Origin of the sequence: Comamonas sp. Z1 (genome assembly GCF_008121555.1) — a bacterium.
In the GTDB taxonomy this organism is placed as follows: Bacteria; Pseudomonadota; Gammaproteobacteria; order Burkholderiales; family Burkholderiaceae_C; genus Comamonas; species Comamonas thiooxydans.
Genome location: NZ_VOQT01000008.1, coordinates 227,643 through 243,050, shown reverse-complemented (window position 1 = coordinate 243,050; position 15,408 = coordinate 227,643). Strand labels below are relative to the sequence as shown.

Here is a 15,408-nt window from a genome sequence, read left to right as displayed (position 1 = left end):
GATCTTGAATTTAAAGTCTTTCGACTGCTCACTCACTTGACGGAATCAAGAAGAATTAATTCTTCCTCATTACTGTTTTTGTGAGCGTTTGATAACTCCGAAGAGTTTGTTCCGAAGAACTGGCTGCTTGCCCTCAAACGCCCACGCTTATCGGCTGTATTTTTTTAAGGAACCGAGTGCAAAACCGGAAAACCCGATCTTGAATCTCGTTGCTTGCTGCGATCAGCGAAGCCTTGCAGTGTATCACAACTTCCGAGGCACTGCGCAAGAACTTTTGAAGTTTTGCGAGGCAGTCGTTTGCTGCGATGGGTCGAACTATAGCATAGGAAAAACCCTAGCCAACCCGCTTCTGACACAAAAGATTCATCTGCCAGCGTGGTCTTTGCCTGGGCGGCGTCCATAGACAGAGATAGAGACAGCGGCCTTACGGCCGCTGTCTCTATGGAGGCCAACGATAATGCAGGCACGATGGCACTGATTACTTTGTTAGACGCTCAATTGGCGTTCGGGCACGTGGCCCTGCTGGACCACGCAAATTTTTCCCTGGAGACCAGCGAGCGCGTCGGCCTGATCGGCCGCAACGGCGCCGGCAAGTCTTCACTGCTCAAGATTTTGGGTGGCTTGGCAAAGTCCGATGACGGCCAGCTTCAGGTACAGAACGGAGTCCGCATTACCTATGTGGCGCAGGAACCCGACCTGAACCCTGCGCACACCATCTTCGAGTCGGCATCCGACGGCATTGCGGCCGTGATTGCGATTCGCGAGCGCTACCTGGCCGGCGGCGAGGGTGAGGATCTGGACGAGTTGCAGACGCAGATCGAGGCCTATGACGCCTGGAACTGGGAGCAGCGCGTAGAAGAAACATTGCAGCGCCTGCATCTGGACCCGAACGCTGTGGTGGGCAGTCTGTCCGGCGGCACCCGCAAGCGCGTGGCGCTGGCCCAGGCTCTGGTGGCCCGCCCCGATGTCCTGTTGCTCGACGAGCCGACCAACCACCTGGACCTGGACTCCATCGAGTGGCTGGAAGAGCTGCTGATTGCCTTCAAGGGCAGCGTGATCACGATCACCCACGACCGCAGCTTTCTGGACCGCATCGCCACCCGCATCGTGGAACTGGATCGGGGCGTTTTGCGCACCTACCCGGGCAATTTCTCCCAGTACGTGCTGCAAAAGGAAGAGCAGCTCAACCAGGAGGCCGTGATCAACGCCAAGGCGGACAAGCTGCTGGCTCAGGAGGAAGTGTGGATTCGCAAGGGCGTGGAAGCCCGTCGCACCCGCAGCCAGAGCCGCATCAGCCGCCTGCAGGAATTGCGTGCCAGCCGCGCCCAGCGCCGTGATGTGCTGGGCAGCGTGAACATGGATATCGCATCCGGCAAGGGCGACGGCTATCAGGGCAAGATCGTGGCCGAGCTGACCGATGTCAGCAAGTCCTTTGGCGAAAAGAAGATCGTCGAGAAGTTCAGCGGCACCATTTTGCGTGGCGACAAGGTCGGCTTGCTGGGCCCCAACGGCGCAGGCAAGACAACGCTGCTGAAGATGATCCTGGGCGAGCTGGCTCCGGACAGCGGTCAGGTTCGCCTGGGCGGCAATCTGCAGGTGGCCTACTTTGACCAGATGCGCCATCAGGTGAATCTGGATGCCACGCTGGAAGACTTCATCAGCCCCGGCAGCGAGTGGATCGAGATCGGCAACCAGAAAAAGCACGTCAAGAGCTATCTGGCGGACTTTCTGTTCTCTCCGGCGCGTGCGCATTCCCCAGTCCGATCACTGTCAGGCGGCGAGCGCAACCGCTTGCTGCTGGCCCGTTTGTTTGCGCGACCGGCCAATGTTCTGGTGCTGGACGAGCCGACCAACGATCTGGACATCGAGACGCTGGACATGCTGGAAGACCTGCTGCAAAGCTATGACGGCACGGTCTTTCTGGTCAGCCACGACCGCACCTTCCTCGACAACGTGGTCACCAGCACGATTGCCTGGGAAGGCCCCGGCCACTGGCGTGAATACGAAGGTGGCGTGACGGACTGGATGGAGCAATCGCGCCGCAGCAAGGCCATGGCCGAAGCCGCGCAAGCCAAGTCCGCCCCCAAGGAGGAGCCCAAGCCCGTCGCAAGCCGCACCGACGCTGCAGCCAGCCCCAAGAAGAAGCTCAGCTACAAGGATCAGCGCGAACTGGAAGCCCTGCCGGCTACGATTGCCGCACTGGAGACCGAGCAAAAGCAGATTCAGCAAGCGCTGGCCGACGGCAGCCTGTTTGCCAGCGACAACGCCAAGGCCGTCGCCATGCACCAGCGCGATGCGGAGATCGACGAGGCGCTGATGGAGGCGCTGGAGCGCTGGACCTTGTTGTCCGAATAATCAAGCCTCTAAATAAGAGAGCGCCTTGCGCTTGTCAGCTCTTGACTTCAAAGCTCTAGAAGCCTGATGTCATTACCTGACAAGCGCAAGGCGCTCTCTTTTTATGCAATCCTAGATACGGTGATGTACTTGGTCCGAGCCGCCGCGCAGCTTGGTCAGCAGGGCATGAGCAATCTGCGGCAGAGGCAGCACCTCGTCGGCCGCACCATGGGCAATGGCTTCGCGGGGCATGCCGAAGACGATGCAGGTGCTCTCGTCCTGCACCAGGTTGTAGCTGCCGGCATCGCGCATCTCGCGCATGGCGGTGGCGCCATCGGCCCCCATGCCGGTGAGCATGATGCCGTAGGCATTGCGCCCGGCGCTGGCGGCCACGGACTTGAACAGCACTTCCACCGAAGGCTTGTGGCGGTTGACGGGCGGCGCATCATCGACCACGGCCACATAGTTGGCACCGCTGCGCGTGATGGAGAAATGCTTGCCGCCAGGTGCGATATAGGCGTGACCGGGCAGCAAACGCTCGCCATGCGTGGCCTCCTTGACCGTCATCTGGCACAGGCTGTTGAGCCGTGCCGCAAAACTGGTGGTGAAGCCCGGCGGCATGTGCTGGGTGATGACGATGGCCGGACAGTCGGCCGGCAGATGCGTGAGCACCTCACGAATCGCTTCCGTCCCCCCCGTGGAGGCTCCGATGGCGATGATTTTTTCGGTCGAGATGCGCCCCAGCAGGCTGGGCGCCGCAGGCGTGCGGGGCGCAGCAGGCTTGGCGCCCGCACTCGCTGCCGCAGCCACGCCGTGCGGCACCACCGGCAGGCGGTGCACCTGGGCCACGGCAGCCACGCGGATCTTGTCCACGATCTGGCTGGCCAGCTCCTGCAGGCCGTTGGCCACGCCGACGCGGGGCTTGGCCACAAAGTCGATGGCACCCAGCTCCAGGGCGCGCATGGTGACTTCGGCACCGCGCTCGGTCAGGGTGGAGATCATCACCACCGGCATGGGACGCAGGCGCATGAGTCGCCCGAGGAAATCGATGCCGTCCATGCGGGGCATTTCCACATCCAGCGTGATGACGTCGGGGTTCAGATCGCGGATCATCTCGCGTGCGATCAACGGGTCATTGGCCGAGCCGATGCACTCCATGTCATGCTGGCGATTGATGATCTCGGCCAGAAGACTGCGCACCAGCGCAGAGTCGTCCACCACGATCACCCGGATTTTTGGCTTTAACAACGCTCAACCTTCCTCAAAACAGATCCACCGAGCCGCCCGCCGTATTGCGTGCCACCGCAGCCGCGTTGCCGCGAGTGATTTCCTGCTGCACCAATGCCTCGGGATGGGCGTGTGCCAGGCGCTTGACCATGGCCTTGCCCGTGGATGGAAAAAACACCACCTTGCGCGGATAGATATCCAGCACGTCCTCGGAGACGATGGGAATGCGCTCGGTTTGCAGATACTCTGTCACAAAACTGGTGTTGCGCTCGCCCACATTCATGGTCGTGAAATTGGCCATGACCTGGGCGCCACCAAAAATCTTGGCCTGCATGGATTCGCGCCGTGCGCCCAGCTTGAGCATCTCGTTGATCAGCAGCTCCATGGCGTACGAACCATAGCGCCCCGAGACATCGCTGCTGTCGCCATCGGGCAGCATGAAGTGGTTCATGCCGCCAATGCGCATGAAGCGATCCCAGAGACAGGCCGCGATGCAGGAACCCAGCACGGTGACGATGGCCATCTCGTCACGCGAGACAAAGTACTCGCCCGGCAACACCTTGGCCGAATTGAGCTGGAAGTGCGGGTCGTAGTAGAAGAACGAGGCCTCGCCCGGCTGGCGCGGCTGGCGCTTGAGCTGCTCCAGCGATGAGACCGGCGCCGGCATGGCCGCATCAGGATAGCCCTGGGGCACGAAGCTGTTGCCGCGCAGGGGCCTGACAGCGCCAGCACCTGGCAGATCCAGCGGAGAGCTCAGATTCCTCATGACTTGCAGCCCTGCCCTTCAGCTTCATTGGCGCTCATAGACGGTCTTGCCCTTGAGCGCGAACAGGTCGCGCGAATCGCTGAAGTTCTCGGCATGACCGACGAACAGCAGCCCACCCGGACGCATCACCTGATGAATGCGCTCCAGCACGCGACGCTGGGTCGGTGCGTCAAAGTAAATCATCACGTTGCGGCAGAAGACGATGTCGAAGCTCTCCCGGAACGGCCAATCTCCGGCGATCAGGTTGACGTTGAGAAAGTCCACCATGCGGCGCAGCTCCGGCTTGACGCGCACCATGCCGGAGTTGGCCGAGCGCCCGCGCAGGAAAAAGCGGTGCAGCCGCTCGGTGCTCACGCCTTTGAGGTTCTCTGCCCGGTAGATGCCGCGCGAGGCGGTATCCAGTACGCGCGAGTCGATATCGCTGGCCATGAGCTGAAAGCTGGCCGAGGCACCGAGACTCTCCACCGCCGTCATCAGGATGGAATAAGGCTCCTCCCCCGTGGAGGCCGCGCTGCACCATACCTTCCAGCCATTGCTGCCGGGTTTATGGCTGCGCAGATGCTGAGCCAGGATGTCGAAGTGATGCTGCTCGCGGAAGAACGAGGTCAGATTCGTGGTGAGAGCATTGACGAATTCCTGCCATTCAGGCCCGTCGTTGATGCTCTCCAGCCAGTCCAGATAGCTGACAAAGCTCTCGTGCCCGGTCTCGCGCAGGCGGCGCGACAGACGGCTGTAGACCATGGCATGCTTGCCGTCATGCAGGCTGATGCCGGCACGCTTGTAGATCAGGGCCTGCACACGGGCAAAGTCGCGGTTGGACCAGACGAACTCGCGCCCCTGCGCCAGCGGGCCGGACATGCCGCCCGGCAGCGCCTCATCGTCCTGCTCAAGCCTGGCAGGAGAGGCGGCGAATGAAGCGCTACGTCCCAGGTTCAGCACACGGACCTCTGGCGCACTCAGGCTTCGGAGGCCACCAGGCCCATGTCGACATTGCCCATGAGCTTCTCGATGTCCAGCAGGATCAACATGCGCTCGCCCACAGAACCCAGGCCCAGAATGCAGCCGCTGTCGATGGCGCTTTCGATATCGGGTGCGGGACGCACGGCATCGGCGGGCAGCTCCATCACATCGCTGACCGAGTCCACCACAATGCCGACCACGCGATTGCGCAGGTTCAGGATGATGACCACGGTAAAGGCGTTGTACTCCACCTCGGAGCAGTTGAAGCGCAGGCGCATGTCCACGATGGGCACGATGGTGCCGCGCAGATTGACCACTCCCTTGATGAACTCGGGTGCGTTGGCAATGCGCGTGGGCTGCTCGTAGCCACGGATTTCCTGCACCTTGAGGATGTCGATGCCGTATTCCTCTTCGCCCAGGCGGAAGGTCAGATATTCGCGGGCACCGGTGGCCACGCCTTCGGCAGTCTTGTTAATGATGTTCATGTCAGCTCTCTCTGCGTTGTTCGGCTCGGCGACGGCTCAGGCCAGCGGCCTCAATGGCGGGTACGGCGCACCAGAGCGCCCGTATCCAGAATCAGCGCAACGGATCCGTCGCCCAGAATGGTGGCGCCCGAGACATTGGGCACCTTGCGGTAATTGCTTTCCAGGTTCTTGACCACCACCTGGTGCTGGCCCAGCAGCTCGTCGACCAGCAGCGCCACGCGGCTGCCTTCGGCCTCGACCACCACCATGATGTTGCTGGTCTGGCTTTCATCGGCGCGCGGCACCTGGAAGGTTCGCTCCAGCGCGATCACCGGCATGTATTCGTCGCGCACCTTGACCAGCTGCGTGCCATTGGCCACGGTGTTGACATCGTCGGCCTTGACCTGGAAGGACTCGACCACCGAGGACAGCGGCAGGATATAGACCTCTTCGCCCACCCCGACGGACATGCCGTCCATGATGGCCAGCGTCAGCGGCAGGCGCACGGCCACCTTCATGCCCACGCCGGCAACGGACTCGATCTCCACCGTGCCGCCCAGCGAGGTGATGTTTCGCTTGACCACATCCATGCCCACGCCGCGGCCCGAGACATCGGTAACCACATCGGCCGTGGAGAAGCCGGGCGCAAAGATCAGCTGCCAGACATCGCTGTCGGGCATGCTGTCGGAGACATCCATGCCGCGCTCGCGCGCCTTGTTCAGAATCCTCTCGCGATTCATGCCCTTGCCGTCGTCGCGCACCTCGATGACGATGGAGCCTCCCTGATGGGATGCCGCCAGCGTCAGCGTGCCATGCTCGGACTTGCCTGCAGCGATGCGGTCCTCGGGCATCTCGATGCCGTGGTCCACGCTGTTGCGCACCAGATGAGTCAGCGGATCGGTGATCTTCTCGACCAGGCCCTTGTCCAGCTCGGTGGCTTCGCCGAGCGTAACCAGATCGATCTTCTTGCCCAGCTTGCCCGCCAGGTCGCGCAGCATGCGCGGGAAGCGGCTGAAAACCGTGGACATGGGAATCATGCGGATCGACATCACGGACTCTTGCAGGTCGCGCGTGTTGCGATCCAGATCGGCCAGGCCGGCCAGCAGCTGCTGATAGGTCGTCGGATCCAGCCCCTGGCTGTTCTGCGCCAGCATGGCCTGGGTGATGACCAGCTCGCCCACCAGATTGATGAGCTGGTCCACCTTCTTCACATCCACGCGGATGCTGGTGGACTCCATATGCGCAGCGGCAGCCTTGGGTGCGGCCTTCTGCACCGTGCCCCCAGCGCCGCCAATCACGGCATGCTCCTGATTTTGCTGAGCCTCGGGGCTGCCCGGAGCTCCCGCAAAAAAACCGTAGGCTTCTTCGGCCGGCAGATTGTGGGGCGGCATGGCGGCTTCTTCATCCACCACGGCTTCCAGCGGCTCGACCACGGGCTCGGTTGCGTTCTGCGGTTGGGCGGCATCGCTGATCTGCACCTGCTCCTTGGAGACATGGAAGACAAACAGATCGCGCAGTTCGTCATCGGTGGACACCGTTCTGACCTTGAACAGGCGGTGATCGGCCTTGGTGCCGACCTGATCCTGAATCGTGCCCAGACCCGGAATATCCCGGAACAGCTCTTTGATGGCGTCGCCCAGCTCCAGCCTGGACAGCGGGCCGATCTCGATCGTCAGCTCGCGCGCACCCTCGGGAGGCTCGGTACCGATCACAGGGCCTGGCTCTGCCACCTGAGCTGCCGCAGGGGCCAGAGCTTGAGCGGGCGTATCCGTCACCACCGCGGCAACAACAGCAACTGGCTGCACAGGCTCGGCAGCCGCGGCACTGCGGTTGACCTGGGGGATTTCGGTCAGGCCCTGGGCCAGAGCCTCAATGCGCACCACCAGTTCCGCAGTGGAAACCGGTTCGCCCTCATCACCAGACTGGTGACGTGCCAGCAGGCTGCGGCTGGCGTCCGCCGACTCCAGCAGCACATCGACCATCTCGGGGATGGGCGTGATTTCATGACGACGCAGGCGGTCCAGCAGGGATTCCATGCGGTGCGTGAGCTCGGTCACATCCGAGAAGCCGAAGGTCGCCGCACCGCCCTTGATGGAGTGAGCGCAGCGGAAAATACCGTTGAGCTCTTCATCGTTGGCGGCCGAAAGGTCCAGGCTGAGCAGCATCTGCTCCATCTGGTCGAGGTTCTCGCTGGCTTCCTCGAAAAAGATTTGATAGAACTGGCTAAGGTCGAAGTCTGCGCCCGAACCTGCGCCATCCTGGTGTGTATCCGCCATGGTGTTTCCTGCTGTGATTCGTTGTTATCGGCTTAACGCAGCACTTTTTGAATAACTTCGATCAATCGATTGGGATCGAAGGGCTTGACCAGCCAGCCCGTGGCACCTGCGGCCCGGCCCGCCTGCTTCATCAGATCGCTGGATTCCGTGGTCAGTATCAAGATGGGCGTGCCCTTGAACTTCGGGTTTTCACGGAGCTTACGCGTGAGACCGATGCCGTCCAGGCGCGGCATGTTCTGGTCGGCCAGCACCAGATCGATGTTTTGCGCCTGTGCTTTTTCCAGCGCATCCACACCGTCGACGGCTTCCACCACCTTAAAACCAGCACTGCTCAACGTGAAAGACACCATCTTTCGCATCGAGGGGGAATCATCAACAGCCAGAATCGATCGCATGTACAGCTCCAACAGACGGGCAACGGAAAACAGGGTAGAAGTTCAAAACAGCTCCACAGAGCCTGCATCCATCTCGCTTTGCGTGACGGGATTGGGCTTTTCGGGCAGGTTTGGCAGACTGATGGCGGACTCCGCCTCATCCTCATCCCTGCCCATGGCGGCAGCCCCGAGCCTGAAAGCGCAGGCTTGCAAGGTATGTGCCATATGGGCAATCAGCTGAGATGACATATCGTGAAACTGGAGCTCGGTCACGGCCAGCCGCAACGACTCACGTGCTGTAGCCAGCGCAGCCGAATCGGGCAAGGCCGGCTGCGACAATTGCCCGTTGACTTGCTCGAAGCGCTCCAGCAGATTGTGCGTGGCATGGTCCAGCAGCCCTTCAAGACGCTGCAGATCACGCAGTGTGACCAGCAAGGCATCCTGCAGCTCCGCAGCCACCATCACCGGCACGGCAACTGCAGGCACACCCGAAGGGTTTTGCATTGTCTGCATTGTTACTCCAACTGCGTAAAACCATCATGACAGCCACGCCGCCATGCTCCACGAAATGAACCGCCCGGCAGCCCGCCCGTGACCGCACGGCCACACTTGACGACTACCCTCGATGTTCCAAAATGTATCCAATGATAGCGTCCTTGGCGATATGCAATTCCGGAATCAGACCTTGAAAATCCTTCATATTGAAGACTCTGTCGCAGATCAGGCTCTGGCACGCCTGAGCCTCAAGCGCGGGCAGCTGCCCTGCACGCTCACGACCGTGGACAGTCTGCAGGAGGTACAGGGCGCCCTTGAGGCACAGGATTTCGACCTGATTCTGGCGGACTATCATCTGCCCGGCTTCACGGCTCTCGACGTCTGGGACCTGGTGCGGACCCGTGCCGATGCCCCTCCTTTTGTGCTGTTGTCGGGCGCCATCGGCGAATCCGCCGCCGTGGACATCATGCGGCTGGGCATCAGCGACTATCTGCTCAAGGACCAGATCAACGGCCTGCCCCATGTCATCAAGCGCGCCATGGAGGTCCATGAGGCGAGGCGAGCCCGCCGCCGCGCCGCACTGCAGCTGGCCGAGTCTGAAAAGCGCCTGGCCGAGCTGACCGAACATCTGCACACCAGCATCGAGCAGGAGCGCGCCAATATCTCGCGCGAGATTCACGACGACATCGGCGGCTCGCTCACTGCCGTCAAGTTTGATCTGGCCTGGCTGATCCGCAACAGCCCCGAGGGCAAGCAGCGCGAGCATGCCAGATCGGCACTGGAGATGCTGGAACACGCCCTGGGCGCCAGCCAGCGCATCATGCAGAACCTGCGCCCGCCCGTGCTGGATCAGGGACTGGTGGCCGCCGTGCAATGGCTGGCCCAGGACTTCGAGCGCCGCACCGGCATACCCGCCCGGTTGCACACCAGCCGTGAGCATATGGAAATAGCACCCACGCAGCAGGTGGTGGTCTACCGAACGGCACAGGAATCCTTGACCAATATCAGCAAATACGCGCAAGCCAGCCAGGTGACGCTGGATTTGTCCGACCACGAGGGTTTTTTGACACTGGAAGTAACAGATAACGGGGTAGGTCTGAGCCAGGATGATCGCAAAAAGCCTCAGTCTTTCGGACTTCGAGGTCTAAGTGAGCGCGCGCGAACAATTCAAGGTTGGCTGGATGTGAGTAGCCACCCCGGCCGAGGAACCTCTATCATTCTCACCATTCCTCTGGCAGAGATCCAGGCATGAGCCACCCAACCACGCGCTTGTCCGGTCTGCCATCTGACTTCCTGGGAGAGCGACCTTGATTCACGTGGTGCTGTGCGACGACCATGCCATTTTGCGCCGGGGCATACGCGACACCCTGGCAGAGGCGACGGACATCAGCGTCACCGCAGAAGCCGGCAGCTATGCCGAACTGCGTGAGCAACTGCGCGATGCAGCTTGCGATGTGCTGCTGCTGGACATCAATATGCCGGGCCGCAGCGGCCTGGAAGTGCTGGCCAGCGTGCGCGAGACGCATCCGCAGATCCGCGTCATCATGGTCTCCATGTATCCCGAAGACCAGTACGCCTTGCGCAGCATCAAGGCTGGCGCAGCCGGCTATGCCAACAAGGCGGGGGATCCGGTGCTGCTGATCGACGCCGTGCGCACCGTCCACAGCGGACGCAAATACCTGACTGCCGAAGTGGCCCAGATGCTGGCCGACAGCCTGGCCCAGCCCGCCGCTCCCGTGCCGCATGAAACCTTGTCCGAGCGCGAAATGCAGACGCTGCTGAAGATTGCCAGCGGTCAGCGCCAGACCGATATTGCGCAGGAGTTGATGCTCAGTCCCAAGACGGTGAGCGTGTACCGGGCACGGGTGCTGGAGAAGCTGGGCATGGGCAGCAACGCGGAGCTGACCGCCTATGCCATCAAGAACGGACTGATAGATACGCCCTGAGCCGCGCGGCGGGTCATCACTGGCTTGCGCGCCCGCATCGAGTCAGTTTTTTCGCTTGAGGCCAAAGCGGTCTTATCCCTTTGCCATAAAGCGCACCAGGCTATCAAACAGATAGTGCTTCGCACTAAACCCCGAAGACTGCCATCCCCTTTTGGAGCAAGGCCACCAGGGGCTGCTCCAGCAAAGGCAGAGTCGCCGTCAGGCCCAGCAGCCCCACAGTCAAGGTGACAGGAAAGCCCACGGCATAGATATTCATCTGCGGCGCGACACGGGAGATGATGCCCAGCACCAGGTTGACGAAGAGCAGCATGGCAATCATGGGCAGGGCAATCCAGAAAGCGCTGGCAAAGACGGCGCTGCCCATCTCGTGGATCCGCATCTGGGAGATGGCCTGCAGAAAGTTGCCATCGACGGGGAAGGCCTCAAAGCTCTTGAGAACCGCCATCAGCACCAGCAGATGGCCGTTGATGACGATGAACAGCAAGGTGGCAATCTGCACCATGAAGCGCGCCACGGCACTGAGCTGGGCATTGCTGGTCGGATCGAAGAAAGACGCGAAGTTCAGGCCCATCTGCAGACCTATCACTTCACCGGCGACTTCAATGGCCGCCATCACCAGGCGCACGGCAAAACCCACGGACAGGCCGATCACCACCTGCTGCACCAGAGTGCCCAGTGCCTGGGCCGAGGCAATGCTGACCACCGTCTGCTCGCCCAGCACCGGCTGCGCGCAAAGCGCAACCAGAAAAGCCAGCCCGACCTTGAGCCGCATGGGAATGGCTTTCTGAGAAAACACAGGCGCCGTGGTGAACAGCGCCAGCACGCGCACAAACGGCCAGATCAGTGGCGAGAGCCAGGCGGCAATCTGCGCTTCGCTAAAAGAAATCATCCCACCGAACCTGGAATGCTCTCTATGGTGCGACGAATGAAATCCACCAGCGTGGACAGCATCCACGGCCCAGCCACGGCAAACACCAGCACGGCAGCGATGAGCTTGGGCACAAAGGCCAGCGTGGCCTCATGCACCTGGGTCACGGCCTGAAAGACGCTCACCAGCAGACCCACGCCCATGACCACGCCCAGCACCGGCATGGAGATCATGAGCAGCAGGGTCAGCGCCTCGCGGCCAAAGGTCAGAACAAACTGAGAGGTCATGACGTTCTCTTAAAAATTCAATGAATCAATACGCTTGCAACCGCCGCGGCTCAATGTGCGAGACACCGAGGAAGGGCCGCCCCGTACCGAAGGTGTCGTCCCCTTGGGGGAAGGCGCGGGGCCGCCTAGGCAAGCGTCTCAGGGGGTATCTCATGTCGCAAAGCTCGCCGCCAGAGAGCCGATGATCAGGTTCCAGCCATCGGCCAGCACAAACAGCATGAGCTTGAAAGGCAGGGCCACCAGCACGGGCGAAAGCATCATCATGCCAAGCGACATGAGGATGGAAGACACCACCATGTCGATGACCAGAAACGGGATGAAGATCATGAAGCCGATCTGAAAAGCCGTTTTCAGCTCGCTGGTCACAAAGGCCGGCACCAGCACACGCAGAGGTGCCGCTTCCGCCGTGACATTCGCATCCAGCTTGGCCAGGCGCTTGAACAGCGCAAAGTCAGACTGGCGCGTCTGCTTGAGCATGAAGCCGCGCATGGGGGCTTCGGCCTTTTCCATGGCTTGCTCGAAGCTGATGCTGTTTTGCGTATAGGGCAGATAGGCGTCCTGATAGACCTTGTCCAGCGTCGGCCCCATCACAAACATGGTGAGAAACAGCGACAGACCGATCACCACCTGATTGGGCGGCGCGGACTGCGTGCCCAGCGCCTGGCGCAGCAGGCTCAGCACGATGACGATGCGGGTAAAGCCCGTCATCAACAGCAAGATGGCGGGCAGGAACGACAGCGCCGTGAAAAACAGCAGTGTCTGGATGGGCACCGAATAACTGGTGCCGCCCGCACCCTGGCCTACCAGCAGCGGCAGACTGGCGGGTGCGCCCTGGGCTGCGGCCATCAGGGGCATGGCCAGCAGGACAGCGGCAGCAGCACGAGAGACGAATTTAGACATTTCCAGAATTCCGGGCCGCTTCGTCGGCCTGCGCGCGCATCAGCGAGTCGGTAAACGATGAGACGGCAGGTGAATGGGCTGCACGGGCGGATTGCAAGGATGCGGACGGATCTTGCAGCACATGCAAACATTGGATCTGCTGCGCCGTCACGCCAAGCACCAGGCGCACGGCCTGCTCCCCTTCACCCAGTTGCACGGTCACCACCCGCTGCTGCGGGCCAATGGCCAGCGTGCCCAGCACCTGTGCCGGAACTGAGGCTGCACCACGGGCCATGCCCAGGCCGCGCGGCAGGAGGTTTTTTTGCTGCAGACGACGCACCAGCCAGGGCAATGCTGCCATGACCGCCACAAACAGGACGACCAGCAGCAGCGTGGGCCACATGGAAGGGGCCGCTGCCGCAGAGTTTGCCGCGTTATCAACCACGGCTGACCCGGCGCAGACGCTCGGACGGTGTCACCACGTCCGTCAGACGGATACCGAACTTGTCATTGACCACCACCACCTCGCCCTGGGCGATCAGGTAGCCGTTGACCAGCACGTCCATGGGTTCGCCGGCCAGAGCATCGAGCTCCACCACCGAGCCCTGGGCCAATTGCAGAATGTATTTGATGGGCACTTTGGTGCGGCCCAGCTCCACGGACAGCTGAACCGGAATGTCCAGCACCATGTTGATATCGTGCACCGGCACATCGCCATAGCTGCGTGCAGCATCACCCGCCAGCGGCCCGCCCTGGTCGGACAGATCGGGGCCTTCGACGGCCTGGTCATGCTGACGCTGCTCTTCCAGCGCCTCGGCCCAGCCGGAGAACGGATCGTCACCCGCGGGCTTGTTGTTGTCGTCAATTGCCATGCTTCTCTCCCATCCAGCTGATCTCGCCGCCGCGCAGGCTGCGTTCCACGCGGATTGCATATTTGTCGTTGTGCGTGCCGTACTGGCACTCGAAAACCGGCACCCCACCGATGGAGGCGCGAATCAGCGGCTCGCGGTCGAGCTCGATAAAGTCACCCGGGCGCATGGCCAGCAGCTGCTCCACCGTGGCATCGGCGCGGGCCAGCTCGGCCACCAGCGTGACCTCGGCGGCCTGAATCTCCCGCGTCAGCACCTTGACCCAGCGGCGGTCCACTTCGATGGCATCGCCCTGAGTCGACGAATACAGCACATCGCGAATCGGCTCCAGCGTCGCATAGGGCATGCAGATGTGGATGGAACCAGAGATATCGCCGATCTCCAGCTGAAAAGCCGTGGAGACCACGATTTCGCTGGGCGTGGCGATGTTGGCGAACTGCGGCTGCATTTCCGAGCGCTGATAGGCCAGCTCCAGCGGATAGATGCCATGCCAGGCTTTTTTGTATTCCTCGCAGATCACATTGACCATGCGGTTGATCACGCGCTGCTCGGTGGTCGAGAAGTCGCGCCCCTCGATGCGGGTCTGCAGGCGACCCGTGCCGCCGTACAGCGTGTCGATCACGCCGAACACCAGCGAGGGATCGCAGACGATCAGACCATTGCCGCGCAGCGGGCGAATGGCCATGATGTTGAAATTGGTGGGAACGGCCAGCTCGCGCAGAAAGGCGCTATAGCGCTGCACCGTCACCGTGCCGACGGAAACCTCGGGGCTGCGGCGGATGAAGTTGAACAGGCCGATGCGGAAGTTACGGGCAAAGCGCTCGTTGACAATTTCCATGGTGGGCATGCGCCCACGCACGATGCGTTCCTGGCTGGAGATGTCGTAGCTGCGGACCTGGCCGAGATCGACTTCCACCACCTCGGAGCGCTGGCTTTCGCCGGTAACGCCTTCAAGAAGAGCATCAACCTCTTCCTGGGAGAGAAAAGAATCGCTCATGCACTCCCTCCCTGCTTACTGAATGATGAAGCTGGAGAACAGCACGCGACGCACAGGCCCCTTGCGATTGGCACGCGGGCTGTCTTCGTCGGCGTCCTCATCGTCGCGCGAGCGCTTCTTGGCGCTCGGGCCGAAGCCCAGAGGCGCCGAGACCTCGGTAAGGATGTCGGCGGCCAGCTTTTCCTTGCCCTCGCGCGCCAGCAGCTCGTCGGCCGTGCGCTGGGACACCAGCATCAGAATGCCGTTGCGGATGCTGGGCAGATATTGCTTGACGGTGGAAGCCGTCTTCTCGTCGGCCAGCTCCAGCGTGATGCCCAGCTGCACAAAACGATCGCCGCCGGGGTCGGCCAGGTTGGCCACCATATTGTCCAGTGGCAGGAAAGTGGGCACTGTGGCTTTGGCACTGACCTCTTCTTCGCCATCGGCGCTGCTGTGCTGGCGCTGCATCATCAGCACATAAGCCGCGGCAGCCACGATGGCCAGCACGGCAACGATGGCCACGATGACGATCAGCTTCTTGCTTTTGGCAGGAGCAGGTGCGACAGGGGCGGCATTGGGATTGGCTGACACGGCGGGTATTCCTCAAGAGTGGGGGACTGCATCCATTCCGCAGCCATTGCCGCGACACGGAAGATCCACGCCTGAATTATTCGCCGCCCGCCCTGC

General features: G+C 61.6%; 17 protein-coding genes. 3 read left to right on the top strand and 14 right to left on the bottom strand.

Translation table 11 applies throughout. The annotated features are described in order from the left end of the window. The first annotated feature begins 468 nt into the window (after positions 1–468). The gene (locus FSY45_RS16345) at positions 469–2,355 is read left to right on the top strand and encodes an ATP-binding cassette domain-containing protein (RefSeq protein WP_046461407.1); all 1,887 of its coding nucleotides are present in this window, start codon (positions 469–471) and stop codon (positions 2,353–2,355) included. A gap of 111 nt (positions 2,356–2,466) precedes the next feature. On the opposite strand, the gene FSY45_RS16340 is transcribed toward FSY45_RS16345, so the two are convergent. Genes FSY45_RS16340 through FSY45_RS16310 form a run of 7 tightly spaced genes read right to left on the bottom strand, consistent with a single transcriptional unit; the run spans position 2,467 to position 8,914 of the window. After that, entirely contained in the window at positions 2,467–3,582 is a 1,116-nt protein-coding gene (locus FSY45_RS16340) for a chemotaxis response regulator protein-glutamate methylesterase (RefSeq protein WP_202795911.1), read from the bottom strand. Between the two features lie 13 nt (positions 3,583–3,595). Beyond that, a complete protein-coding gene (gene cheD / locus FSY45_RS16335) occupies positions 3,596–4,327 on the bottom strand; it encodes a chemoreceptor glutamine deamidase CheD (protein WP_046461408.1) in 732 nt (243 codons plus the stop codon). A 24-nt stretch (positions 4,328–4,351) separates the two neighbouring features. Next, the gene (locus FSY45_RS16330; RefSeq protein ID WP_046461409.1) at positions 4,352–5,266 is read right to left on the bottom strand and encodes a CheR family methyltransferase; all 915 of its coding nucleotides are present in this window, start codon (positions 5,264–5,266) and stop codon (positions 4,352–4,354) included. Between the two features lie 17 nt (positions 5,267–5,283). Then, positions 5,284–5,772 carry a chemotaxis protein CheW gene (locus FSY45_RS16325; RefSeq protein WP_003077929.1) on the bottom strand — a complete coding sequence of 163 codons (489 nt, stop codon included), beginning with the start codon at positions 5,770–5,772 and terminating at the stop codon, positions 5,284–5,286. 50 nt (positions 5,773–5,822) lie between these two features. Next, a complete protein-coding gene (locus FSY45_RS16320; RefSeq protein ID WP_046461410.1) occupies positions 5,823–8,027 on the bottom strand; it encodes a chemotaxis protein CheW in 2,205 nt (734 codons plus the stop codon). A 32-nt stretch (positions 8,028–8,059) separates the two neighbouring features. Continuing rightward, the gene (locus FSY45_RS16315; RefSeq protein ID WP_003059121.1) at positions 8,060–8,422 is read right to left on the bottom strand and encodes a response regulator; all 363 of its coding nucleotides are present in this window, start codon (positions 8,420–8,422) and stop codon (positions 8,060–8,062) included. 42 nt (positions 8,423–8,464) lie between these two features. Then, positions 8,465–8,914 (bottom strand): hypothetical protein, encoded by a 450-nt coding sequence (locus tag FSY45_RS16310; RefSeq protein ID WP_003065446.1) that lies wholly within the window; start codon positions 8,912–8,914, stop codon positions 8,465–8,467. 112 nt (positions 8,915–9,026) lie between these two features. Here FSY45_RS16310 and FSY45_RS16305 point away from each other — a divergent pair, with 112 nt between their 5' ends. Continuing rightward, entirely contained in the window at positions 9,027–10,148 is a 1,122-nt protein-coding gene (locus tag FSY45_RS16305) for an ATP-binding protein (RefSeq protein ID WP_046461411.1), read from the top strand. A gap of 55 nt (positions 10,149–10,203) precedes the next feature. After that, a complete protein-coding gene (locus FSY45_RS16300; protein ID WP_003065450.1) occupies positions 10,204–10,842 on the top strand; it encodes a response regulator transcription factor in 639 nt (212 codons plus the stop codon). A gap of 124 nt (positions 10,843–10,966) precedes the next feature. Here FSY45_RS16300 and fliR read toward each other — a convergent pair whose 3' ends face one another. The 7 genes from fliR to fliL form a co-directional block, all read right to left on the bottom strand. Beyond that, on the bottom strand, positions 10,967–11,731 hold the full coding sequence (gene fliR / locus FSY45_RS16295; protein ID WP_003065453.1) for a flagellar biosynthetic protein FliR: 765 nt from the start codon (positions 11,729–11,731) through the stop codon (positions 10,967–10,969). Beyond that, the gene (fliQ, locus tag FSY45_RS16290) at positions 11,728–11,997 is read right to left on the bottom strand and encodes a flagellar biosynthesis protein FliQ (RefSeq protein ID WP_003059126.1); all 270 of its coding nucleotides are present in this window, start codon (positions 11,995–11,997) and stop codon (positions 11,728–11,730) included. Before fliQ ends, fliR begins: the two co-directional genes overlap by 4 nt. Positions 11,998–12,147: 150 nt before the next feature. After that, positions 12,148–12,897 carry a flagellar type III secretion system pore protein FliP gene (fliP, locus tag FSY45_RS16285; protein ID WP_046461412.1) on the bottom strand — a complete coding sequence of 250 codons (750 nt, stop codon included), beginning with the start codon at positions 12,895–12,897 and terminating at the stop codon, positions 12,148–12,150. Next, entirely contained in the window at positions 12,890–13,279 is a 390-nt protein-coding gene (locus tag FSY45_RS16280) for a flagellar biosynthetic protein FliO (RefSeq protein WP_046461413.1), read from the bottom strand. The genes fliP and FSY45_RS16280 overlap by 8 nt, the downstream gene beginning before the upstream one ends. Before the next feature lie 34 nt (positions 13,280–13,313). Next, positions 13,314–13,748, bottom strand: a complete 435-nt coding sequence (gene fliN / locus FSY45_RS16275; protein WP_003059131.1) for a flagellar motor switch protein FliN — start codon at positions 13,746–13,748, stop codon at positions 13,314–13,316. Then, the gene (gene fliM, locus FSY45_RS16270) at positions 13,738–14,742 is read right to left on the bottom strand and encodes a flagellar motor switch protein FliM (protein ID WP_046461414.1); all 1,005 of its coding nucleotides are present in this window, start codon (positions 14,740–14,742) and stop codon (positions 13,738–13,740) included. The genes fliN and fliM overlap by 11 nt, the downstream gene beginning before the upstream one ends. A gap of 15 nt (positions 14,743–14,757) precedes the next feature. Next, a complete protein-coding gene (gene fliL / locus FSY45_RS16265; RefSeq protein WP_003065461.1) occupies positions 14,758–15,312 on the bottom strand; it encodes a flagellar basal body-associated protein FliL in 555 nt (184 codons plus the stop codon). Positions 15,313–15,408: the final 96 nt, after the last annotated feature.